This window comes from Sulfurospirillum oryzae (assembly GCF_025770725.1).
Taxonomy (GTDB): Bacteria; Campylobacterota; Campylobacteria; order Campylobacterales; family Sulfurospirillaceae; genus Sulfurospirillum; species Sulfurospirillum oryzae.
Window position 1 is genome coordinate 692112 of record NZ_JANZKZ010000001.1, and the last position, 23239, is coordinate 715350.

Genomic DNA, 23239 nt, shown 5'->3' on the forward strand with positions numbered 1-23239 from the left:
TTAATAAATAAATCCTTCTTGTTTGAGTGCTTTTCGTATATTAAACATCTGCTGATGCTTGGTATAACACCATGAAGGAGAAAGCAGTGTCTCATCTTCAATACCCGCGCTCACACGTTGCAGCATTACATCTTCGGGTAAAAGTTTAATCGCTTCAATCAAAGATTGAATATAACACTCTTCAGAGATAGGCATAAACTCGCCTTTTTTAAAATCATTGGCAAGTGCCGTTCGTTTCACCACATACAAAGGGTGAAATTTAAAGGAGTGAACGCCTAGATTAAGTGCAAATTTAACACTCTCCAATGCCATTTGAGGTGTTTCACCCGGTAGTCCAAAAATAACATGTGCACACATTTTAAGTCCATACTGACGCGTTAAAGCAATGTATTTTTCAATATTAGCACTATCATGCCCACGGTTTATTCGCTTTAATGTCTCATCCGAAGAGGATTGAACACCATACTCAATCCAAATCTCATGCTCTTTTGAAAGCTCTGCTAAATAAGCAATAACCTCTTCATTGATACTATCAGTACGTGTCCCAATACTAAGTCCTACGACACCTTCAAAACTGAGTGCCTTGGTATAAAGCGCTCTAAGTGTCTCAAGCGGCGCGTAAGTATTGGTAAAAGATTGAAAATAGACAATAAATTTCTGAGCACCAAATTTTTTAGTCAGTGCAACTTTTGTCTTTTTATATTGCGCTTCTAATTGAAGAAGTTGAAACTCTAAATAAGGATTTTCTGATGTAGGACTCAGGAAAAATCGTTTGGGTTGGTTGTGCTCTAAGTTAGGGCTGAATGATTCGTTTTCACAAAAAACACAACCCCCACGTGCTACGGTACCATCGATATTTGGACATGTAAAGCCAGAGATAGAAATGGGAATTTTATAGACTTTTTCCCCAAATTTTCTCTTAAAGTACCGTCCTGCGGTTAAAATCTCGCGCATTATTTAATAAAATAGTTTCCATCAAAACTAACCAGTGAATAGTTCATATCATTACCAATGCTCTCTTTAAGTGCTTCAATACTTAAAAAGGCCAATGAATCTGCTTCAATGTACTCTCTGACTTCTTCGACATTTTTATTGGCACTAATAAGCTCTTTATAGCTTGGTGTATCAATACCATACAAGCAAGGATGTTCAATCGTCGGAGCTGCAATGCGCATATGCACTTCAGCAGCACCTGCGCGTTTTAGCATTTTAACAATCTGGCGTGAAGTTGTACCTCTTACAATACTATCATCAATCACTACGATCTTCTTGCCCTCTAAAATCTTATGAATAGGAGAGAGTTTCAGTTTAACTTTCAAATCACGCACCGCTTGCGTAGGCTCGATAAACGTTCTTCCAACGTAATGATTTCGAACAATTGCCATTTCAAAAGGAATTCCACTTGCTTGCGCATAGCCAAGCGCTGCACTTACGCCACTATCAGGTACGGGAATAACAAAATCTGCGTCAACTGGAGCTAGTTCTGCAAGCTTCATACCCATTTTTTTGCGTGCCGCATAAACATTTTTACCTTCAATGACACTGTCAGGACGAGCAAAATAGATAAATTCAAAGGCGCAGATATGCGGATCTGGCTCAAAAAGTTGAATGCTTTCAAACTCATCTTTACCATGTTGAAAAATAACCATTTCTCCAGGTCTTACATCTCTTACAAACTCAGCGTCTACAAGATCAAGCGCACACGTCTCACTCGCAACGATATAACCACCCTCTTTTAATTTACCAATTGACAAAGGACGTACACCGTAACGATCACGCACAGCAAACATCTTGGATCTACTTTGGATCAAAAGACAGTAAGCACCTTTAATGACATGTAAAGCTTCGATGATACGATCTTTAAGTTTTCCTTGTTGCGAGCGAGCAATTAAATGAATAATATTTTCGGTGTCCATAGAAGATTGAAAAATAGCGCCTTGTTCAACAAGCTTGCTTCGCACTTCATGCTTATTAATTAAATTTCCATTGTGAACAATCGAAATGTCACCAAGCTTATAACTTGCAGCAACGGGTTGTGCATCTCTTACAGAGTCACTTCCTGCAGTTGAATAACGGTTATGACCAATTGCCATATCACCATGTAAGAAAGAGAGTTTGTCTTCGTTAAAAACTTCGGTAACTAAACCATTATCTTTAATCGTTCTGATTTTCTTGCCATCACTGGCACTGATACCTGTTGCCTCTTGTCCGCGGTGTTGCATCGCGAACAGAGCATAATAGGCTATTTTAGAAGCATGTTTTACATCAAATACACCAACAATCGCACACATAAGTTCATATCACCTTTTCTTAAAGACCTAAGCAGTCACTAATTGTATAAAGACCATTAGGTTGATTGATGATCCACTTTGCGGCCTTAATTGCGCCTTTGGCAAAGGTATCACGACTGGTTGCTGTATGGTTCATCTCAATAAATTCACCATCATTGTAAAATCCTACGGTGTGACGTCCTACAATGTCACCACCGCGGAGTGCCATTATAGCAATCTCATCTTTGGTACGCTCGCCAATAAGACCATTACGTCCACTAACACGTACATCGTCTAGATTAAGTCCACGTCCGCGGGCTGCATGCTCACCAAGGGTTAATGCTGTGCCACTTGGAGCATCTTTTTTAAAGCGGTGATGCTGTTCTACGATCTCGATATCAAAATCACTGAGGCTTTTTGAAGCAAGCTCCACTAAACGATTCAAAACGGCTACACCTAAAGACATATTGGTTGAGTAAAGAATAGGCATATTGTTTGCTGCTTCTTTTAAAAGATTGTGTTGATGCTCATTGAGGCCTGTTGTACCGATGACTAATGGCGTTGGGTGCTTTAAAGCATTTTCAAGCAATGCTTCCGTGCCTATTCCAATCGTAAAATCAATAACAACATCCGCTTTTTGTAAAAGTGTTAGCACATCATCGGTAACAACTGCATCTTTTGGAGGTGTAAATCCAAAATCTTCAATCGCATGCAAAACATAAGGTTTTGCCTCTTTATCTTTGGTAAGATTCTCAATGAGTAATCTCCCTACTCTACCAGTTGAGCCGTGAATTCCAACGTGTATCATTCTAAATTTTCCTTCTTCTTAATGGTTCACATATTCTAACGCTTGGATACCAGCAGTTGCGCCATCACCCGCAGCACACACTACTTGTTTTGAAGCCTTTATTCGTAAGTCGCCTGCAGCAAAAAGTCCTTTGACAGATGTTTTCATATTTAGGTCTACAACAACATTACCATTTTCATCTATTTCACATAAAAAGCTTCCATCTTCTTGCTTTAAAATAGCATTATTCACATTCATTCCAACAAAAACAAAGACACCTGGCACTGCGATATCTCTTTCCTTACCTGCATCATCTACGACAATAATGCCATTTAAGCCCATTTTATCACCGTACGCTTTTTTAACGGTTACATTTAAAACAAGCTCTATTTTTGGATTATTCTTAACTTTTTCAATCGTACTTGGGCTTGCTCTGAACGTATCACGTCTGTGAACTAAATAGACTTTTGAGCAAATATGTGAAAGATAAAGAGCCTCTTCTAAAGCGGTATCACCACCACCCAATGCTACAACTTCTCTGTTTTTATAAAAAAAGCCATCACATGTTGCACAGGTACTAACACCTTTACCAAACAATTCTGCTTCACCTTCAAAATTAGCTTTTTTAGGAGTGCTTCCTGTGCAAACAATCACACTTTTTGCCTGTTCACTTTTTCCACCAGCTAAAGAAATCTGAAATGTACCATCTTCATTTTTAGAGATACGCGTGACCTCTTCCATTGCATGTTTCAAACCAAAACGCATACACTGTTCTGACCAAGGTGCCATAAAATCTAAACCGCTTAATATTTGCGCACTTCCTGGATAATTTTCTATTTCACTACTACTGGTGATTTGTCCGCCAGGAAGACCTTTTTCAAACATCACCACGTTTTTTAAACCGCCGCGTGTTGCGTACAATCCAGCACTTAGTCCTGCTGGGCCACCGCCAATAATTGCTAGATCTAACATGGTTTTTCCTTATATTTCTTTAGACTGAATGAATAATAGTTCGTAAACTAAGCAGATACAAATCATGCTCATAGCCTAAAAGAGGTATTGTAGACAAGGAAGTCTAATGACTTCCTTACAAAATTTTTATTAAAGAAGAGAATTAACTTTGTCAGTTAAAACTTGTTTGGATGATGCACCAATCATTTGATCCACTAACTCACCGTTTTTAAAGAAAAGAATCGTTGGAATTGACCTGATGCCATATTTAATAGCAACATCTTGCTCTTCGTCAGTATTGACTTTACAAATTTTTGCTTTACCATCAAAATCGCCTGCTAATTCATCAATAACTGGAGCGATCATACGACAAGGTCCACACCAAGGTGCCCAAAAGTCTACTAAAGCTACGCCTTCGGCTACTGTACTATCAAAATTTGATGCATTTAACTCTAGATATTTTCCCATTTTTATCCCCTAAAACGTTATTTTATAGATGATCAATTATACTCACTCTAACTTTAAAATTACCATAGCACATCAAGTTATTTTTTTAGTAAGTAATATTTTTTATTATTTCTATTGTTTTGGGCGTTACTAAAATAGCATCAATTTGGTAATCATCTGTGGTAGCATGCGTCAATAAATAATAGTTAATTGTTTTAATGATTTTAGCCATTTTAGAGGGCGTTATACGTGTAATAGGATCATAGTTTTGTGAAAATTTAACTTCGCAAAAATGAAGAATATTCTCTTTTTTTGCGATAATGTCTATCTCGCCAAATTTGGAGTGAAAATTTCGCATAAAAATAGTGTAGCCTTCTTTTTCTAAATAGGAAGAAGCCCTCTCTTCAGCTTCTTTACCTACTTTTAGACTCATTAGGACTCAATGCGTATCATTGCTGGTTTAAGTTCTATAAACTCTAACTGACTTAGTTCTTGAAGTGCTTTTTGAATATCGCTCTCTTTACATGTATGGGTTGAGAAAAGTAAGACCGCACTCTCTTCTCTGTTTGCATCTTGTTTTTGTAAGAAACTGCTAATAGAAATAGTATGCTTACCTAAAATTTCAGAGATTTTTGAGAGAACACCTATTTTATCAGCTACCGTTACACGAATATAATACTGTGTGCAAATGTCATCTTTATTCATCAGTGTCAAACCACTTTTTTCAAGCGGCTTAATAAAGCCTAACATGGGTGAATTTTGTGTATGCCTTGCAATGTCGATAAGGTCTGAAACAACAGCACTTGCGGTAGCACTTCCTCCAGCTCCAGGTCCATAATACATCGTCTCACCCACACGATCACCAATAACACTAATACCGTTCATCACGCCATCAACTTTTGCTATCATCTGCTTGATCGGAACAAGTGCTGGATGTACACGAAGTTCTACTTGATCACCACTTTTTTTAGCAATGGTAAGGAGTTTAATGTTGTAGCCAAATTCTTTTGCAAAATAGATGTCTTCACTGTTGATATGCTCAATGCCCTCAATCAAAATCTCTTCAGGCTTGACATCAATTCCGTAAGCAATGCTGGCTAAAATAAGCAGTTTATGTGCTGCATCAAATCCACCTACATCAAAGGTCGGATCAGCCTCTGCATAGCCTAAAGCTTGTGCTTCTTTCAGAACATCTGCAAATTCTGCTTTTTCATTCATCATCTTGGTTAAAATGAAATTACATGTACCATTCATAATGCCTTTAATAGCATCAATATGATTAGCACTTAACCCTTCGCGAAGTGCTTTAATGATAGGAATTCCACCCGCAACACTGGCTTCATACCCAATAGGAGTATTGCCAGCAAGATCACGCAACTCATAGCGATGGTATGCTAGAAGTGCTTTGTTAGCTGTGACAACGGCTTTTTTATTTTTAAGAGCACGTGTTACAATTTTATAGGCTTCATCCACACCACCCATTAATTCAACCACAACATCGACATCTGGGTTTTCTAAAACATCATCCACATTACTGCTCAAAGGGATGTTAACATCCCTTTTTTTTGTTATATCTTTAACGACACCGATGATAGGAACAATTTTTTTGCCACTGCGTGCTGTGATGATATCTTCATTTTCTTGTAAAATCTTAATAACATGGCTACCAACAGTTCCTACACCAATAATTCCTACTTTGATCATTCCTGTAAGCCTTCTAAACTTTTCAAATACTTCTTCACATTACGTGCTGCTTGGCGTATTCTGTTCTCATTTTCGATGAGTGCAATTCTGACATATCCTTCACCACTCTCACCAAAACCAATACCTGGGCTCACTGCAATTTTGGCTTCCTGAAGCAGTTGTTTTGCAAATTCCATACTCCCTAAATGTGCAGCAACTTTTGGGATTTTTGCCCATACGAACATGGTTGATTGTGGTTTTTCCATTGGCCAGCCCGCATTGTTAAAGCTCTCGACTAAAACATCTCGACGTTTTTTATACGTTGCGCGAATTTCATCAACACACTCTTGTGGGCCATCAAGAGCAACGGTTGAAGCCACTTGAATTGGGGTAAACATACCATAGTCAAACCATGATTTGATTTTTTGAAGTGCACCAACAAGTTTTTTGTTACCCACAACAAAACCAACACGCCAACCTGCCATATTGTAGCTTTTAGAGAGTGTATAACACTCAACAGCGACATCTTTAGCACCTTCTACTTGAAAGATAGATGGTGTTTCATAGCCATCAAAAGAAAGATCCGCATAAGCAATATCACTAATAATATAAAAGCGTTCTTCTTTAGCATAAGCGACCAGCTCTTCATAAAAAGAGACATCGGTTGTTACACAGGTTGGGTTATGTGGAAAGTTAACAACGACAAATTTTGGTTTTGGAGCTGATTCTTTAAACACTTTTTTCAATTTTGTAAAAAATTGCTCTTTATCAAGTTCATATTTCTCATTATAATCAATTCCAAATTTGTGAACATTTCCACCTGCAATCATAAAAGCATACGCATGGATTGGATAAGCAGGATCAGGAACAACGGCTACATCGCCTGGGTTCATAATGGCTTGTGCTAAATGCACAAAACCCTCTTTACTACCAAGTGTTGCGACAGCTTCAGTGTTAGGATCGAGCGTAACCCCATATTTACGTGCATACCAATTACAAATCGCTAAACGTAATTTATAGATACCTTTACTAACCGAATAACCATGTGTACCGTCTTTTTGAGCAGACTCTACAAGCTTATCAATAATATGCTGTGGCGTTCTTCCATCAGGATTTCCCATTGAAAAGTCAATAATATCATCACCGGCATGGCGAGCTGCTAATTTTAGGTCATTAATTTGGGCGAAAACATACCCTGGTAATCTATCTATTGTATTAAATCTAATCTCATCAAACATAATCTTTCTCCTCTTTTACTCTTTTACATGTAAAGATAATCCATGCTTTATATTCTCAAGCATAAAAGCATCGCCAATTTTTAAATAAGCGGCATTACTAGGAACTTTTAGCTTCAGCGTTCTTGTCGATTCTTCGGATTTGACATCACTTAATAGATGCAAATTCCCATCAAAAAAGACAACATCGGGGAACCAACGATCACCTGCATGAACCGTTATTGTTACCTCTCTCATATTCTTCACATCAATCCAATAAGGCTTCAAAGGTTTGCCTAATGGCGTCGTAACTCCACTTTCTACCTTTTTAGCGCCTAAATAAGCGTTACTTGAATCAATGTCATAAAACCAGTATTGGTCATCATTTTTTACGATATTCGTTATAGTGCATCCTCTAGCCTCAAGGGCATTCGCGAAGGCTTCAGGATCGACAATATGCTCTGTTTGAAGGTAGATCTCCCAAACAAATCCAGCACTATCACGTAACGCATTACTCGTTAAAAAGTAGTTATATCCCATTGCCTCTAAAGATTCATTCACAATCTTGAGAAAAATCAATGGATCATTTTGTGTACGAAAAGCCAATCTTAACTGAATGGGTTTATCGTATAAAAGCTGTAATAAACCATTTTTTTTCAGTACAGAGATGACTTTAACACTATTCACTTCACCATTAGATTTTGTGAAATTGCTGCTTTCAGCAAAAAGTACCTGAATAAGGTTTTTTTGCGTTTCATACTTTGTCGAACCAACGAAACTTTTAATTTTGTCTTGAAGATTTTGAGCCCCAAATAAAGAGAGCGCTAAGGTTAAGATAAGGAGTAATTTTTTCACCAGTTTTTGCCTCGATTAAGCTCAATAAATTTCTCTTCAGAGATTTTTTTAATTGCTCCATTTTCAACCAAAAAGCGAGTAGATCCTTGTTCCGTAAAATCTTCTACACTTCCGTCGTAGGAGAGTTTAAAAAAGCCATTACCCGTTTTAATAATTTGACGTTTATTTAGATCAAGTGTAATATTTTGATCACTTGAACTCTCTTTGCGATTGAATGTCTCTAGATTGATAATACCGACCCAAATACGTTTTGTAGGAGCAATAATGGCACTGTTTTTAGGGATATCGCGCACCAATGATGTATTGGATTCGGGAAGCGCTGGAAGAGGGGCAACAATGCCACTGTTCGTATCGTTTGCTTCTGTTTTACGTGTCAAATTTTCATCAATACTGACAACAACTGCTTGAACAGTACTATTGCTACTGTTGGTCTCAACCACGCGTTCTTCAACTTTAACGCCTAAGGAAGTTGCCGTTTCTTGCACTACTGGAGCACTTTGAAATGCGCTGGTTTGTTTTGTTTCAGTTTTCGTTTTATCCAAAAGGCTCATAACATCAAAATTTATCTCGATTTTAAAAATAGAAATGACACCAAAGATACCTGCAATCAAAACGATCAGTAAAAAGAGCCATGCTCCTTTTTTTAAAGAGCGCTCACTTTTAGCACGAATAAATATTTTTTCTTTGGAAGAGTCTTCTTCAGCTTTGTGCTCTGCCCAATAGTCATAGAAACCTTCAAGCCAATCCGTAAAATCAAGCTTGTATTCTCTCGATAAAATTTTGACAAAACCAAGGGTATTGATTTTGTTGAGCTTGTCATATTGATTGTTGATCATGTACTCTAGTTGTTTGACTTCAATGTGCGTTCTTTTACAAACTTCTTGCAGACCAATCTTTTCTAAGACTCTGATATCATTATCCATTGGCAATCCTATCACAAAGCACAGCAGCGGCTGCACTCACGTTTAAAGAGTCAAATGCTCTTGCCATTTTGATTGATACAATCGTATCTAATCGCTCTTTTACTTTAGGAGACAATCCTTTGCCTTCACTTCCCATAATTAAAGCTCGTTTAGGTGCAAATGTCACTTCTTTTACGTCAACGCCACCCATATCAGCACCATAGAGTGTAAACCCTATTTGCTTGAGTTCATTGAGCATATCACGTGTTGAAGGACATAACGCAATCGGCAATTCAAAGGCTGCAGCACTACTTGTTCGTAAAATGGCTTCCAAATTACACGTTTTCATACCACTTAAAATCAAGCCATCTGCGCCAAAAGCATAGGCACTACGTACAATGGCACCAATGTTTCCAACATCTGTCACTTCGTCCAAAATAACCAAAAAAGAGCCGTGCTTGATCTCATTAAAAGGGGTGAGTTCAAGATCTTTAATTTCGGCAAGAAAGCCCTGATGGTTTCCTCCATGGCTCATGGCTTGTGCTTTTCGCTCATCAATGGTACAAATCTTTTGCGTTACGCGAGCGATCTGCGAGAAGAGTTTAGGTTCACACTTTTTGGGTAAGAATACCGTCTCGATCCTTGAAGGATAGTGATTTAACAGATGTAAAAAGAGTTGTTTTCCATAGATTATCATGGCAATTATTGTATCCAAAATGGCTTAAAATAATGCTAGCTTTCACGAGAAACACTTTTTTAGCACATTATATGTAACAAAATAGGGACATTACTTTTGAAGTTTAGTGTACCACTCTTTAATGCTTTCGCCTGTGAGTTTAGAGAGAAGTTTTGCTTTTTGTTTGGGAGGAAGGTCAAGATCAATCAAATCTTCTTTGGTAATGGCTTCGCCACCTTGTTGCATTTCAGGGGTAATGACAATAACCCATTCACCTTTGAGATTAGCAGTTTTAGATGCTTGTTGCACCTCTAAAGAGGTTCCTAAAAAGCGTTTTTCATACAGTTTTGTTGCTTCTTTGATCGCAAATATTTTACGATTGGGGGCAAACTGGGCTAACTCTTCGATCAGTTTTTCAATACGATGTGGGGATTCATACAAAATCACAGCGTAAGGGGAATTCAATACTTCAAAAAGCTCGTTTTGGCGATCCATTCCTTTATGCGATAAAAAACCATAAAACAAAAACTGATGTGTTTCAATACCGCTTGTAACATAAGCAAGTAACGCTGCATTCGCACCGGGGAGAATTTCGTAAGGAAGAGCATTTTCTTGGCAAAAACGCACCAACGCAGCTCCTGGATCACTAATACCTGGCATTCCTGCATCACTTAAATAACCTACACTCTCTTCAAAGATTTTTTTATCAATCGTAGAAAGAACGGTATTTTCGTTATGTGAATGCATGGAAATAAAGTTTTTGATTTGAAATTCTATGTTATGTCGTTGGGAAAGAAGAGAGAGAAGTCTTTTGGTAATTCGTGTATCTTCGCAGAAAAGGGTTTTGCACTCCGCTAGAAGTTTAAGGCTTCTAACGGAGATGTCGTCTAAGTTTCCTATGGGGGTAGGAATGAAATAGATCAATGGTTTTAAGAACTATTTTAAGCTATATTTTTTCTTAAATTTCTCAACTCTACCCGCAGCATCAACAATCTTCTCACTGCCCGTGAAGAATGGATGACATGAACTGCAAATATCGATTCTTAACTCTGCTTTGTTAGACATAGTTTCGAAACTATTTCCACATGCACAAGTTACTACGCACGGTACATATTCAGGATGAATATCTTTTTTCATAATGTGTTTCCTTAATTATTTATCATAAAAATAAAATCTATTATTTGGCACGTCTTGCCAAAGGGTGCAAATTATAGCACAAAAGATTCATTATTTCAAGTCATGCCAATATTTTGGAAGCCGCAGCTACAACAGCCGTTTCACTTCGTAAAATTGTGTTACATGTAAGACCCACAATCGGCTGATTTTGAAGCAAATTTCGTTCTTTTTCGCTAAACCCACCTTCAGGTCCAATCAAGATCGAAGAGACATCCGAAGTAGCATTAAGCTTTGTCTGTGAAAAGTCTAGGATGTAACTTTTGGGGTATTGTTGCATGTAGCTTTGCACGTTAGGCAACACTTCAATCTGTATCAGCCTGCTTCGTCCACACTGTTGGGAAGAGTTAATTAAAATGCGCTTTATGCGTTCCATATCAAGCTTATGGTTTTTTTGTGAAAATTCGGCATAAACAAAGCTTATCTTAGAAACACCCAGCTCATTGAGCATCGGAAGCGTTTTCTCAATAATCTTAGGATCAACCACACTCCACCCTACATGTAAAACTTTTGAAGGCAACAACGGAAGCTCTTTTTTGGAAATCAACTCTAAAAGTGCCTCTTTTTTACCAATCTGAGAAATTTCATACTCATAGATAAACGCATCTTCCAGATTTCGCCAATGAAGTTTTTCTCCCACACTGATGCGTCGCACTTTAAAGATATGCTCATACTCTCTCGTATCAACTTTGAGTATTGACTCACCCGCACCCGCATGATACACAAACTGCATTTTAATGCACCAGATAAAAAAGTGCGCTTGTGGCAATGAGCGCTAGAAAATCAAGGCTGTATTTTTTGATTGCATAACGTTTATAAGCACTTTGAGACGCTTCAGTGCGCTCTATTTTTTTATACATTTTATGCCCTCTGATGCCAAAAGCTACAATCAAAACCCATACAACGATCATCAACCACACCGACCATGAGAAGCTAAATTGACGTACTGCCATGACGATGATGCCTGTAAAAAAGATAGCCGAGAGAACGATGTAGTACTGAGGTGCGATGAGCTCGAGTCTTTTTGAGAGTTTGAGAAATGTTTTGTCACTTTTGAGGAGATAGAGATTCAGTGCTATAAGTACGACCAAAAGAACGATAAATACTAAGTGTAATTGGCTCGATAAGCTTATCAGCTCTTCCATGATGAAAAATCCTTCACAAAAATAATCTCAGATTGTACCCATTTTAGTATAATATTACCCATAAATCATAAGGTTAAACCATGCTTATTTCATATCAAGAAGCACTTCATATTATTCAGACGCAGATCAAACCTTTACATGGAAAACAGACTTTGCCTCTTTTAAAAGCTATAAACCGCATTGCTAGTTCTAACGTGTATGCCAAATTTGCCCTCCCTAAACACCCAATGAGCCTAAAGGAAGGCTACGGTATTGCCTTTAGCCCTGAAACAAACGTTTACACACTACTCAAACCGCCTTACCCTTCGCCAATTCCTATGGGCTTTGGTGTTAAACTCTCGACAGGTCAAAGCATTCCACGTGGGATCACTGCTGTTATAGCGGAAGAAGACGCGCTTTTAGAGCATTCTGAGCGCATCAAAACAACTTTACATGTAACGCTAGAGCAACATATCAAAAAAGAGGGCGAAGACATTACCAAGGGAGAGTTAATCCTCCAACAATTTGAACGTATCAGCGCGCAAAAGATTACCGCACTCTCTTCCCAAGGTATCAGCAAAGTTATAGCACTCCAAAAGCCTATCATTAGTATTTTAAGCATTGGCAATCAACTCTCAACAGGCGAAATTTACAATTCAAATGCGATGAGTTTGGCAGCACGAATCATTGAAATGGGAGCTAAGATAGAAGCTATTGAAATTTGCGAAGAAGATGAGACAAAAATATTAGAGAGATTACGGGTGTTGTGTCAAAAAGCAGATTGTATTATCACCACAGGAGCGATGAGTAAACATGATGCAATGTGCCAACTTTTAGAGACAAAAATGACACCACTTTTTCATCATGTTCGCATCGCTCCAGCAAAACCGAGTGCGCTAACATTTTTTGAGAACAAACCTATTTTACACTTAACAGGACTGCCACTTTCGTGTATGTTAGGTTTTGAAATGCTAGGTGTTCCTCTTATAAGACAATTGCAACAACAGCGCCGCATTATTCCTGATTTTATGACGTGTATTAACCAAAAACGTATTACATGTAAAAATAATTGCATGAGCGCCATTCCTGGATACAGCGATGGCAGAAATTTTGTAAGTGCCCCCTATTATGAGGCTGGAAGACTTAATATTTTGAGTCAGTGTAATGGATACACTCTTATTGAGAACAAAGAGAGCATCGAAGAAGGAGAGGAAATCCCCTTCTTCTACTTTACTCACCCACCAGTTTCGTAAAAGGCGCGACTAGAACTCTGGTTTTGATCGTCATCACTCCATTTGTTTTTCTCAGGTTTATTGCGGAGTACTTCTTTTAAAATTTCAGCAGCTCCCGCGACATCGCCTTTATGAACCGCATCTTTAATGCTCATCGCCTCATCAAAATAAAGGCAAGGGATGAGCATACCCTCTGCGGTAAGTCGAATACGGTTACAGTCTTCACAAAAATCGTGCTTATGCGGGTCAATAATACCAAAGACATAACCATCATCAAACTCAAACAGATGTGCCGGACTTGGTCCTACACGACCTATGGCCTTAAAATGATATTTTTGAGCAATCATATCTTGAACTTCTTGACCACTTAAACCTTTGAGTTGTTCTTTGGCATGCGTATTTTCCATGTATTCAATAAAGCGAATCGACATACCGCGCGCTTTGGCATACTCTAGTACGTCCAACACTTCATCAGCATTGATCCCTTTAATCGGCACCATATTTATTTTTACTTTAAGACCGACACGGAGCGCTTCTTCAATACCTGCTTGCACTTTGGCTAACACATCTTTTTGCGCCATTTTACCTGCAACATCAGGTTTAAGGCTATCAAGAGAGATGTTAACACGTTGGAGTCCTGCATTTTTAAGTTTTTGCGCCGCATCTTTGAGTAAAAAGCCATTGGTGGTGAGCGCTAGGTCAAGTCCACTTTTGTGATTATTAATCATTGCGATAAATTTATCAAGATCAGTTCTAAGCAGAGGTTCTCCCCCTGTAATTCTAATCTTCGTGATTCCTTCATCAATAGCAACTTTGACAAATAAAAACAACTCTTCAAAATTGAGTAAATTCTCTTTGGGAACCCATGAAAAAGGCTTCTCTGGCATACAGTATTGACATCTAAAGTTACATCTTTCAGTCACTGAAATCCTTAGATACGTGACGTTTCTTCCAAATCCATCAACTAACATGTTTTTCCTCTTGATTTAATGCGAAAGGTATTATACATAAAATGTCACCTTGAAGCTATTTATAAAAAGTATTGGGCTAAAATCTTATTACATTATTTTAAGAAACATTCCCAAGGAGTCTAGGTATGCAAAAGCCTATTCCGAATAACAAGGAACATAATGTAAGTACAAATGCTTTTTTGGTTTCCAAAACCGATACTCAAGGCAAAATTACTTACTGCAATGAACCTTTCATAAAAATCGTAGGTGCGAGTGAACAAGATATTCTTGGTAAACCGCATAACATTATCCGTCATCCCGATATGCCTCGCATTATTTTCAAACTCTTATGGGATAAAGTCAAAAACAAAGAAGAGATTTTTGCGTATGTCAAAAATCTTAGCTTTGATGGTGGGCACTACTGGGTTTATGCCAATGTTACTGCATCAACAGACCAATCAGGAAAAATCATCGGTTACTATTCAGTTAGACGCAAAGCAAACCCTAAGGCATTAGAGATTATTCAACCGCTTTACGCAAAACTTTTAGAACTTGAAAAAACAGGAGGTATGGAAGCATCACAAGCTTATCTTACCGACATTCTAAATCAAAAAGGAGTGAGTTATGAAGAGTTTTCTAACACGCTGCAACGATTATAAAATAGCTCTTTTTGCACTCTTCCTTTTAGCAAGTTTGGGTGCTTATTATGCAGGTTATACCGAAGGATTTACCACTTCAGGATTACTTGTTGGCGTTGCCGCTGGCTCTTTTTTTGGTAGCCGAAAAACGATGCAGTGCGATGCAGAGCTCTATGAAAAAACCTTAAATGTCATTCGAGAGGCTGCACACGGTAACTTAGAACCCCGTGTTGTCAATATCGATCCTGATAAACCTATGGGAAAAATTGCTTTAGAGATTAATGACCTTCTTGATCAAATGGAAGCCTTGATGCGAGAGACCAAAACATCCATAGAATCAGCAAGCCAAGGCAAAACATACCGCAATATCTTTAACGAGGGTTTTCGTGGTCTTTTTGCCACAAATGCGCACTACATCGCAGAAGGTGTTAAAGGCATTGTTGAAGGACAAAAAGGGAAAGTAAGGGGTTTGCTCTCATCAGCTTTTGCTGATCTTGGTGGTGGCAGTAAAGGCATTACTAGCGTACAACATGACCTTTTTACCAGTATTGAAGAAATGGCAAAAATTACCGAAGTATCAAAATCAACGGCTAAAAAATCGGATGAAAGCTTACAAACAGTTATGGTTTTATCCAATGGTATTAAAGAGTTGTTAGAGCTTCTTATGAGCACCAATGAAGCAATTACGTCACTGAGTGAACGAACATCGGAGATCTCTTCTGTCGTTAATCTGATTAAAGATATCGCCGATCAAACCAATCTGTTAGCACTTAACGCTGCTATCGAAGCAGCGCGTGCAGGTGAGCATGGACGAGGATTTGCTGTTGTTGCCGATGAAGTTCGAAAACTAGCAGAACGTACACAAAAAGCGACACAAGAAATTGCCATGACCATTCAAACCTTACAACAAGAAACCAATGGTATTCATTCCAATTCAGATCGTATCAATGTCATTGCAAATTACAGTGGGGAAAATGTTATTCAATTTGAAGAAGCATTAAAAGAGTTCAATAAAGATGCCAATATCACAGCCAATATCTCTTATGCGCTCGATAGTAAAATCAGAGCTACGTTAGCAAAAACAGACCATATACTCTGCAAAACAAATACGTATGATGAAGTCCTCAATGAAAGATCCGATGGGAAATTTGTTAAAAATGAGAACTGTAAATTTAGAGCATGGTACACGAGTCCTATTATCAACGAACGCTTTCATAATACCAAATCTTACCACATGCTTGAAGCACCACTTTCACAAATTATTGAATGTATGAACGAAAATGAGCAATTAATCAAAGTGGGCTACACTATGGATACGGTTGCACGCTATATCAATATCTTTAAAAAATTAGAAGCAGGCAGCGTAACGCTTCTTGCGACGTTGGATAAAATGGTAGAAGAGCACACCGAAGAGCTTAAACGCGCAATTTAGTGTAAATAAAGTAAGAGGGGATAAATCCTCTCTTACTTTAAATTTGCCAGTTTTAAAACCAAATCAACCTCGCCTATACCAATACGCAAATCTTTAGCAATTTCCGCTTCGCTTCTACCTTTGGCATATTGAGAAACGATCACTTTTTCATTCGAACTTGAAGGTGAAGAAGAGGCAAAACTCATCTCTTTGGTACGACTCTCCAACCGATCAATACGTCCACTTTGTTCATCTCTAAAATTCTGCATGATTTTTTCAACATCTTTGAGTGAACTTATCAGTGGAAATACACTTTGATGAATCTCCTCTTTTACCTGCCCTAGTATCTTACTCTCAATGGCTTTAGCATCAAACGCAGGCTCTTTATGGCTCGTAAGTTCACCCAGCGTTTTGTTGAGTACATGATTTTGGTAGTTAAGTTCTTCAATACTTTTTTCATAAATAAGCAGTTTTTTATTGACCTCAACATCGCGAATATAGACCATCAAAAAAATGATCACCACAAGAGCTGCTAACGCAATAAAGGCGAGGGTTTCAATACTCACTTTGATTTCCTTTCATTTGACGTATCATTGCGCGTTCACATGCAACCATGTAACCACTCCAATCTTTTTCGTCATCTTCGTGCATCATCACAATTTTTCCAACACTTTCACTTATGGCTTCAAAAAAAAGAGGTATTTGGCGTCTTGGAAAGGTCGGCATATCAATACGTGCATAGTAAGTCTCAGAGACTTGCAAAACATTACTATCAAACTCAATATACCCATGTCCAATCGACTTGAGCATTCCCTCACACGAGAGGGGAATATGCAAAGGCGCTTCGCTGGTCATTAAATGTGTAAGCTTGTCTATTTTACGGTGTAAATCAACCAAAAGCGTCAAAAGTACTTGGTCACTCTGTTCAGATTCTTTACGAATTTTTGAAGACTTTAGCCATAAACCCAACGGATCATCATTGAGCTGTAAAAGAGAGTAATACTCTTGAATAAAGGTTGTGTTTTCTAAGCTACTTGGCTCATAAGCTATCTTTAAAAATGCCGTAACAAAACGAATATTTTCCATTTTCATATCCTGTCTAAAAAGATCAGTGCAAAAAAGATGACACCCAAATAGCCATTAAGCGTAAAGAAAGCGCGATCAATTTTAGAAAAGTCTTTCAACACAATGCGATGCTCAAAAAAGAGTACAACGGCTGAGACTAAAACGCCGACATACGCAAAAAATCCAAGCCCAGCGCTTATGACAAACAGTAACCAAAAAAGAACGGTTTGCGCGTGAAAAAGACGTGATATAAAAAAAGTTGCATCTTTGCCAAAACGGGAAGGAATGGAAAAAAGTCCATTGGCTTTATCATACTCCATATCTTGCAAAGAGTAGAGCAGATCAAAACCCGCCACCCAGTACATTACACCAATAGAGAGTAGAATAGACCACATTGGAATGGATTCTTGCACAGCCACAACGCCCGCTATAGGAGCAAGTCCTAAAGAGACACCCAACACTAAATGCGCATAAGGTGAAAAACGTTTAAAAAGGGAGTATCCGCCTAAGATAATCAAAATAGGCACACTCAAATAAAAGGCAAGATCGTTAATCATGTAAGCTACGACAATGAAGATAAGCGCATTAAGCGCAATAAATAGCTGCATATTGCTCACACCAATTCTGCCATCGACACTGGGGCGGTTGGCGGTTCTTGGATTATATTTGTCGATGTCACGATCTGCGTAACGGTTAAATGCCATTGCGAAATTACGCGCACTAACGGCTGCTAAAAGCCCTAAAATTAAAAGTTTAAACCCAAACCACAGTGTTCCATTTTGTGCTTTTGAAGAGACGATCATCGCGACAAAAATAAAGGGGAGTGCGAAAATGGAGTGTTTAAAGACGATCAAATCGCTAATATCTTTGAGTTTTAGCCAGAGTTGTTGCAATACTAACCTTTACGTTTAAGATGGTTTGATTTTACAACAAAACCCTTTAAAAGTGTTATAATTGCACGCACAGCACCGCTAAAAGTGCAAAAGTACACGTATACGTACTCAGACTTACATGTAAGAGAAACCCATTGAAAACCATCGCTATCTTAGGACCAACCGCTTCGGGCAAAACAGCACTCTCTATAGAACTTGCGCTGAAGTATAATGCCCATATTTTATCGCTCGATTCGCTCAGTATTTACAAAGAAATTGACATAGCTTCTGCGAAACCAACGCTAGATGAGCGTCAAGGCGTTCGCCATTTTGGAATGGACGTGCTTCTTCCAAGCGAGCATTTTGATGTCACCATGTTTTTTGATCTTTACAAAGAGGTGCATGAAACGTCTTTCAAGGAAGGGAAAAATCTTATTATTGTGGGAGGAACAGGATTTTACCTCAAAGCCATGATGGAAGGGCTCAGTTCAAAACCTGAAATATCTTTACATGTAAAAGAGCAAATCGAAAATAAACTCCTTGATTTGGAGTCTGCTTACGCTTTAATCCAAGAACACGATAACACCTATGCCCGCAAAATAGCTTCAAGCGATCGTTATAGAATTGAAAAATGGTTGGAGATTTTTTTAACCACAAATGAAATACCTTCAACCTATCTCGTTCGCGCGAAACAAGAGCCGATTATTAAAGATCTTGCCTTATTTGAGATAGAGACTCCCAAAGAGACGCTAGCGCAAAAAATTGCTTTGCGTACAAAGATGATGATAGAAGCAGGACTCATCGATGAAGTTTTTGGTTTAGAAAAACGCTATAGCAGAGCACCTCAGTGCATGAAAGCGATTGGTATTAAAGAAGTACTGGATTATTTTGATGGTAAATTTAAAATACCTGGGCTTGAGGAGCGCATAGCGTTTAATACCCTTCATTTAGCGAAACGTCAACGCACCTTTAACGCTTCACAATTTCCACCCCATACTAAAGGCGATGTTACGTATCTCTTCGACGTAATCGAAGCTCATTTCAAATCATAATACTAGAACAGGCAACATAGATGAAAATAATCAATACAAATTATATCAATGGTGAATTTAAAAAAATAAACTCAAATGAAAGTCTTACACTCAAAAATCCTACAACGGAAGAGCAAATTGCTGAAGTTTTTTTAAGTACTCCTCATGAAATGAACGAGGCAATTCAATGCGCATCTCATACATTTGAATCTTTTTCAAAAACATCTATTGATGAAAGAATGGCTATTTTACAACGTATTCATGATGAACTTCTCACACAGGAAAAAATATTGATTGATTTGGCTGTTTTAGAATTTGGCGCAACCATATCAACAACAACAAGACGCACTAAAAATGCTATCAACCTCTTTTTAACGATTAAAGAAGAGCTTAAAAATTATGATTTTATCACCAAAGATGCCTACTCAATGACCGTAAAAGAAGGTGTGGGTGTCATTGGCGTTATTATTCCGTGGAATGCCAACCTTGCCCATTTGTGTAGCAATATAGCACCAGCAATTGCGCTTGGTTGTACACTTGTAATCAAACCTAGTGAATTTAATGCCCTAGAGACACAAGCATTTTTAGAATGCTTACATAAAGCCAGTATTCCTAAAGGTGTTGTGAATATTGTTCATGGAACGGGCGAGATTGTCGGTGAAGTTTTAACTAAACACCCGCTTGTCAATGCTATTTCCTTTATTGGAAGTACCGAAACAGGCAAAAAGATTTTTGAAAACTGTTCCAAAACAATTAAACGGATGACGCTTGAGCTTGGTGGTAAATCTCCAACGATTCTTCTAGAAGATGCCAATTTTAAAGAGGTCATTTCACACGTTTTGAGCAGTGCTTACAGTAATAGTGGTCAAGCGTGCCATGCGGGAAGCAGACTTTTGGTACCAAAATCGAGACTTGAAGAGGTGGAGAGTTTACTCATTGAGCAGATTAAAAAACTTAAAATTGGTGACCCAAAAGAGAAAGAGACGCACATTGGTCCCATGATCAATCAAACACAATTTGATACTGTACAATCATACATCAAAAGCGGTATTGATGATGGTGCTAAACTTCTTTGTGGCGGGCTTGGAAGAGTTGAAGGATTTGCAAAGGGTTATTTTGTCAAACCGACTGTTTTTATCTGTCAGGATGAAACACTAAAGATCGTTCAAGAAGAAATCTTTGGCCCTGTTTTATGTGTATTGCCTTATAAGAGTGAACAAGAAGCTCTTGCAATGGCAAATAACACCATTTTTGGACTTTCGGCTTATGTCTTTTCAAACGATGAAGCAAAGGCCCTTGCATTTGCAAAGCAGATACGAAGCGGAAGAGTTTTAATCAATACAGCTACCTCAAAAGCCAAAACCCCTCCCTTTGGTGGCATGAAACAATCGGGGCTTGGAAGAATGGGAGGGCGATACTCTATGGACGCATTTAGTGAGATAAAATCAATTCTGTTTTAATAGTAGAGTTCTAATAGAACTCTAAGGACTACATTAACACTGGATTTTCTTGGCAGAATGCCACGCTCTACTTTTTAATTTACTGTGCAATCAGCAAATCAAGGTTTTGTTGGCAAATGCTCTTCCATGAGCTATTGTCGTTAATGCTAATACATTTTGTAAAATAATCTTTAGCTTTTGCATCTTCTTTGAGTTTAAGGCTAAATTCCCCTGCTTGGTAAAAGAGTCGTATTTTATCTTTAGCGCCTAAACTTTGAGGTAAAAGCGATTCTGCAATTTTTAAAGCTTCTTCATCACGACCTAAACGCTTCAACGCATCCATATAGCTAAACTCTAATGCTGGGCTAAGAGCATTCGATTTAAACTTCTTTTGCATTTCAAGGCTCGTTTGGGCATACGTAACGAGTAAGAGATCATTTTTAGCATCACTTGCCATTTTAACAATCTCATAATAAATATCCAAATTACTCGCTTCATCAGGGTAAAGAATTTTAATACTCTCAGCCAATGAAGCAGCGCCTTCAAGATTTTTGAGCTTGACTAAAGAGAAAAACAGATCGCGGATTGTCTCTAAGCCAATTTTTTCTCGAAGCGAAAACGAGAGTGTTTTCAAATCTTCTTTAAAAGCAAGGGCGTCTTGGTATTTTCCCATTTTGAAAAGCACTTGAACCTGTTTTTGAGACCAAGCATAACGACTGGCAAGCTGTGCATCTTTAAGGTGCGTATCTGAAATCTCACGAGCGCGATCATACCGTGAAACACGCATAAAACATTTAAAGAGCTTTTCCTCATATTGCGGTTCAGTGATTTGGAGTTTATACTCTTCAATGAGTCCTACCGTATTTTGGCACTCATCTTTTTCAAGTTCTTGTAAGGCAAGCGATTTTGCTGCTTCATAGATCAACTCTTCGGGTTTAATCTCATAATGATCTGGTACTTTTGCAAGATCTTTTTGAAGATTGAGCACCTCTTCAAAGCGTTTCTGTTTAAGTAGTAATTTTGCTTTTTCTAAAAGTGCTTTTTGCCCAATCTCATTGTTATAAGTCTCAATCAATTTATCATAATAATTGGCAAGTTTTGTCTCGTTATTTTCGTTGAGTTTAAAAAAGAGCTCATCCAAACTCTCCGTTACTTCTTGAACATGCTCGCCACTATTTTTATAATCTGCTAAATATTCTTGATAGCGTGCATGTGCTGCTTCCACCTCATTTGCTTTTGCATGCCAATCGCCACTCTCTTTAAGGAGTATTTCTCGATTGTCAGCTTTCTTAGGTGTGTTTTCAAGCAATAAATCAGTAATTTTAGCAGCAACATCATAAAGTCGGTGCTCAAATAGCCTGCGTGCTAGTTTATAGCTTGCTTCTTTATCTTTAAGGAGGAATTGTGAATTAACATTAAGTACTTTAAACAGATACTCTTTAGCCTCTTTGAGTTTTCCAGCATCCATTTGATAATCACTTAAACGAATAGCCGCTTCTGAAGCGATATCAAGATCTTGTGCGCTGTAAAGAACATCTAAGTAAAGCTTCATCGCTTTATCTTTTTCTTTCTTGAGGAAAAGGTTATCGGCATAAAGTAAAATGGCTCTTTTCGTAAAAGAACTATCAGGATGTTCCCCTACTAATATATCAATACAATAATTTGCATCTGATTTTGCATTCGCTTTGAGATACGCTTTCGTCATAAGCATCAGAACTTCAGGAATATTTTCATCACTTGCAAACTCTTTGCTCCATCGTTTAGCAACATTGATAATGTCATTTTCATTAAAAGGCGCATCCGCCTTATCTTCTTTCGCACTTAAAATTTTATCCATAGAGCGCATCTGGTAAAGCTCAAGCTCACTTCTAAAAATTGAATTTGGGAAGAGCGTTAAGACACGTTTTACATCTTTAACAACCCCATCATAATACCCGCTTTCATACTCTTGTTTGATGTCTAAATAGAGCTGAATATCTTTACTTTGGGCATACGAAATGGGCGCACCATTAAGATCAAGTGCTCCGATGTAAGGTTTTTGATATTTGGGAAAGGTGACAGGAAAATCAAGCCCATCATAAACGGCTTTTTGTTCATACAAAGGTTTTTCTTGTAATAGAATTGTCCAATGCGTATAAAGTGTTTCTTTCGGCTTTGTTAAAATCTCACTGGTATTGTATAGACTCTCTTCGACAGGTATTAATTTTGAATCAACTTTAGGATCTATCGCAATATAAAATTCACCATCTTTTTCGTAAAAATCAAGCTCTGCTAGTTTCATTTTTTTTGATTCTATGGGTTTATTAATCGGTCGGCTAATTTTACAAATATAGTTTTTTTTATTGAGTTCGCCAACAATCGTTTGGCAATAGAAGGGCTTTGCATCCATTACATGTAAGATCGCATAATTCGTTTTGCTCTCTTTACCGCTGTTTAAAATGATGTCCAGCGCAAAAAGTTGTACTGATGCTAAAAGGAAGATTAAAATATATTTCATACTCACATTATAGCAAAATAAG

General features: G+C 38.0%; 25 protein-coding genes. 5 read left to right on the forward strand and 20 right to left on the reverse strand.

The window, feature by feature from the left end; all coding sequences use genetic code 11:
* The 15 genes from mnmL to N0B29_RS03455 form a co-directional block, all read right to left on the reverse strand.
* A complete protein-coding gene (mnmL, locus tag N0B29_RS03385; protein ID WP_263832276.1) occupies nt 1-954 on the reverse strand; it encodes a tRNA modification radical SAM protein MnmL/YtqA in 954 nt (317 codons plus the stop codon).
* Nucleotides 954-2291 (reverse strand): amidophosphoribosyltransferase, encoded by a 1338-nt coding sequence (gene purF / locus N0B29_RS03390; protein ID WP_263832277.1) that lies wholly within the window; start codon nt 2289-2291, stop codon nt 954-956. Before purF ends, mnmL begins: the two co-directional genes overlap by 1 nt.
* 19 nt (nt 2292-2310) lie before the next feature.
* Nucleotides 2311-3078, reverse strand: a complete 768-nt coding sequence (dapB, locus tag N0B29_RS03395; RefSeq protein ID WP_263832278.1) for a 4-hydroxy-tetrahydrodipicolinate reductase — start codon at nt 3076-3078, stop codon at nt 2311-2313.
* An 18-nt stretch (nt 3079-3096) separates the two neighbouring features.
* Entirely contained in the window at nt 3097-4029 is a 933-nt protein-coding gene (locus N0B29_RS03400; protein ID WP_263832279.1) for an NAD(P)/FAD-dependent oxidoreductase, read from the reverse strand.
* 129 nt (nt 4030-4158) lie between these two features.
* Nucleotides 4159-4476, reverse strand: coding sequence for a thioredoxin (gene trxA, locus N0B29_RS03405; protein ID WP_263832280.1), 318 nt, complete (start codon nt 4474-4476; stop codon nt 4159-4161).
* 85 nt (nt 4477-4561) lie between these two features.
* Nucleotides 4562-4888: a YraN family protein gene (locus tag N0B29_RS03410; protein ID WP_263832281.1), complete on the reverse strand. Its 327-nt coding sequence runs from the start codon at nt 4886-4888 to the stop codon at nt 4562-4564.
* The gene (locus tag N0B29_RS03415) at nt 4888-6159 is read right to left on the reverse strand and encodes a homoserine dehydrogenase (RefSeq protein WP_263832282.1); all 1272 of its coding nucleotides are present in this window, start codon (nt 6157-6159) and stop codon (nt 4888-4890) included. Before N0B29_RS03415 ends, N0B29_RS03410 begins: the two co-directional genes overlap by 1 nt.
* On the reverse strand, nt 6156-7376 hold the full coding sequence (locus tag N0B29_RS03420; RefSeq protein ID WP_263832283.1) for an LL-diaminopimelate aminotransferase: 1221 nt from the start codon (nt 7374-7376) through the stop codon (nt 6156-6158). Before N0B29_RS03420 ends, N0B29_RS03415 begins: the two co-directional genes overlap by 4 nt.
* Nucleotides 7377-7391: 15 nt before the next feature.
* Nucleotides 7392-8207, reverse strand: coding sequence for a hypothetical protein (locus N0B29_RS03425; protein ID WP_263832284.1), 816 nt, complete (start codon nt 8205-8207; stop codon nt 7392-7394).
* Entirely contained in the window at nt 8204-9130 is a 927-nt protein-coding gene (locus tag N0B29_RS03430) for a hypothetical protein (protein WP_263832285.1), read from the reverse strand. Before N0B29_RS03430 ends, N0B29_RS03425 begins: the two co-directional genes overlap by 4 nt.
* Nucleotides 9123-9806, reverse strand: coding sequence for a 23S rRNA (guanosine(2251)-2'-O)-methyltransferase RlmB (gene rlmB / locus N0B29_RS03435; RefSeq protein WP_263832286.1), 684 nt, complete (start codon nt 9804-9806; stop codon nt 9123-9125). The genes N0B29_RS03430 and rlmB overlap by 8 nt, the downstream gene beginning before the upstream one ends.
* A 90-nt stretch (nt 9807-9896) precedes the next feature.
* Nucleotides 9897-10709, reverse strand: coding sequence for a 16S rRNA (cytidine(1402)-2'-O)-methyltransferase (rsmI, locus tag N0B29_RS03440; RefSeq protein ID WP_263832287.1), 813 nt, complete (start codon nt 10707-10709; stop codon nt 9897-9899).
* A gap of 12 nt (nt 10710-10721) precedes the next feature.
* A complete protein-coding gene (gene rpmE, locus N0B29_RS03445) occupies nt 10722-10922 on the reverse strand; it encodes a 50S ribosomal protein L31 (protein WP_025343427.1) in 201 nt (66 codons plus the stop codon).
* A gap of 100 nt (nt 10923-11022) precedes the next feature.
* Nucleotides 11023-11691 (reverse strand): 16S rRNA (uracil(1498)-N(3))-methyltransferase, encoded by a 669-nt coding sequence (locus N0B29_RS03450; RefSeq protein ID WP_263832288.1) that lies wholly within the window; start codon nt 11689-11691, stop codon nt 11023-11025.
* A 1-nt stretch (nt 11692) separates the two neighbouring features.
* Entirely contained in the window at nt 11693-12103 is a 411-nt protein-coding gene (locus N0B29_RS03455) for a hypothetical protein (protein ID WP_263832289.1), read from the reverse strand.
* An 80-nt stretch (nt 12104-12183) separates the two neighbouring features.
* Between N0B29_RS03455 and N0B29_RS03460 the strand changes: the two genes are divergently transcribed.
* A complete protein-coding gene (locus N0B29_RS03460; protein WP_263832290.1) occupies nt 12184-13335 on the forward strand; it encodes a molybdopterin-binding protein in 1152 nt (383 codons plus the stop codon).
* Here the strand turns inward: N0B29_RS03460 and moaA are convergent.
* Nucleotides 13317-14285, reverse strand: a complete 969-nt coding sequence (gene moaA / locus N0B29_RS03465) for a GTP 3',8-cyclase MoaA (RefSeq protein WP_263832291.1) — start codon at nt 14283-14285, stop codon at nt 13317-13319. The genes N0B29_RS03460 and moaA overlap by 19 nt on opposite strands.
* A 125-nt stretch (nt 14286-14410) precedes the next feature.
* Here moaA and N0B29_RS03470 point away from each other — a divergent pair, with 125 nt between their 5' ends.
* A complete protein-coding gene (locus N0B29_RS03470) occupies nt 14411-14923 on the forward strand; it encodes a PAS domain-containing protein (protein WP_263832292.1) in 513 nt (170 codons plus the stop codon).
* Nucleotides 14889-16334 carry a methyl-accepting chemotaxis protein gene (locus N0B29_RS12995; RefSeq protein ID WP_318526687.1) on the forward strand — a complete coding sequence of 482 codons (1446 nt, stop codon included), beginning with the start codon at nt 14889-14891 and terminating at the stop codon, nt 16332-16334. The genes N0B29_RS03470 and N0B29_RS12995 overlap by 35 nt, the downstream gene beginning before the upstream one ends.
* Before the next feature lie 32 nt (nt 16335-16366).
* Here the strand turns inward: N0B29_RS12995 and N0B29_RS03480 are convergent, their stop codons facing one another.
* The 3 genes from N0B29_RS03480 to mqnP are packed head-to-tail and all read right to left on the reverse strand — an operon-like array spanning nt 16367 to nt 18271.
* Nucleotides 16367-16879, reverse strand: coding sequence for a DUF6115 domain-containing protein (locus N0B29_RS03480; protein ID WP_263832293.1), 513 nt, complete (start codon nt 16877-16879; stop codon nt 16367-16369).
* The gene (locus tag N0B29_RS03485; protein WP_263832294.1) at nt 16869-17399 is read right to left on the reverse strand and encodes a hypothetical protein; all 531 of its coding nucleotides are present in this window, start codon (nt 17397-17399) and stop codon (nt 16869-16871) included. Before N0B29_RS03485 ends, N0B29_RS03480 begins: the two co-directional genes overlap by 11 nt.
* Before the next feature lie 2 nt (nt 17400-17401).
* Nucleotides 17402-18271 carry a menaquinone biosynthesis prenyltransferase MqnP gene (mqnP, locus tag N0B29_RS03490; RefSeq protein ID WP_263832295.1) on the reverse strand — a complete coding sequence of 290 codons (870 nt, stop codon included), beginning with the start codon at nt 18269-18271 and terminating at the stop codon, nt 17402-17404.
* A 134-nt stretch (nt 18272-18405) separates the two neighbouring features.
* Here mqnP and miaA point away from each other — a divergent pair, with 134 nt between their 5' ends.
* A complete protein-coding gene (miaA, locus tag N0B29_RS03495; RefSeq protein ID WP_263832296.1) occupies nt 18406-19302 on the forward strand; it encodes a tRNA (adenosine(37)-N6)-dimethylallyltransferase MiaA in 897 nt (298 codons plus the stop codon).
* 20 nt (nt 19303-19322) lie between these two features.
* Entirely contained in the window at nt 19323-20741 is a 1419-nt protein-coding gene (locus N0B29_RS03500; protein WP_263832297.1) for an aldehyde dehydrogenase family protein, read from the forward strand.
* A gap of 79 nt (nt 20742-20820) precedes the next feature.
* Here N0B29_RS03500 and N0B29_RS03505 read toward each other — a convergent pair whose 3' ends face one another.
* Entirely contained in the window at nt 20821-23217 is a 2397-nt protein-coding gene (locus N0B29_RS03505) for a DUF7494 domain-containing protein (protein WP_263832298.1), read from the reverse strand.
* Nucleotides 23218-23239 lie beyond the last annotated feature (22 nt).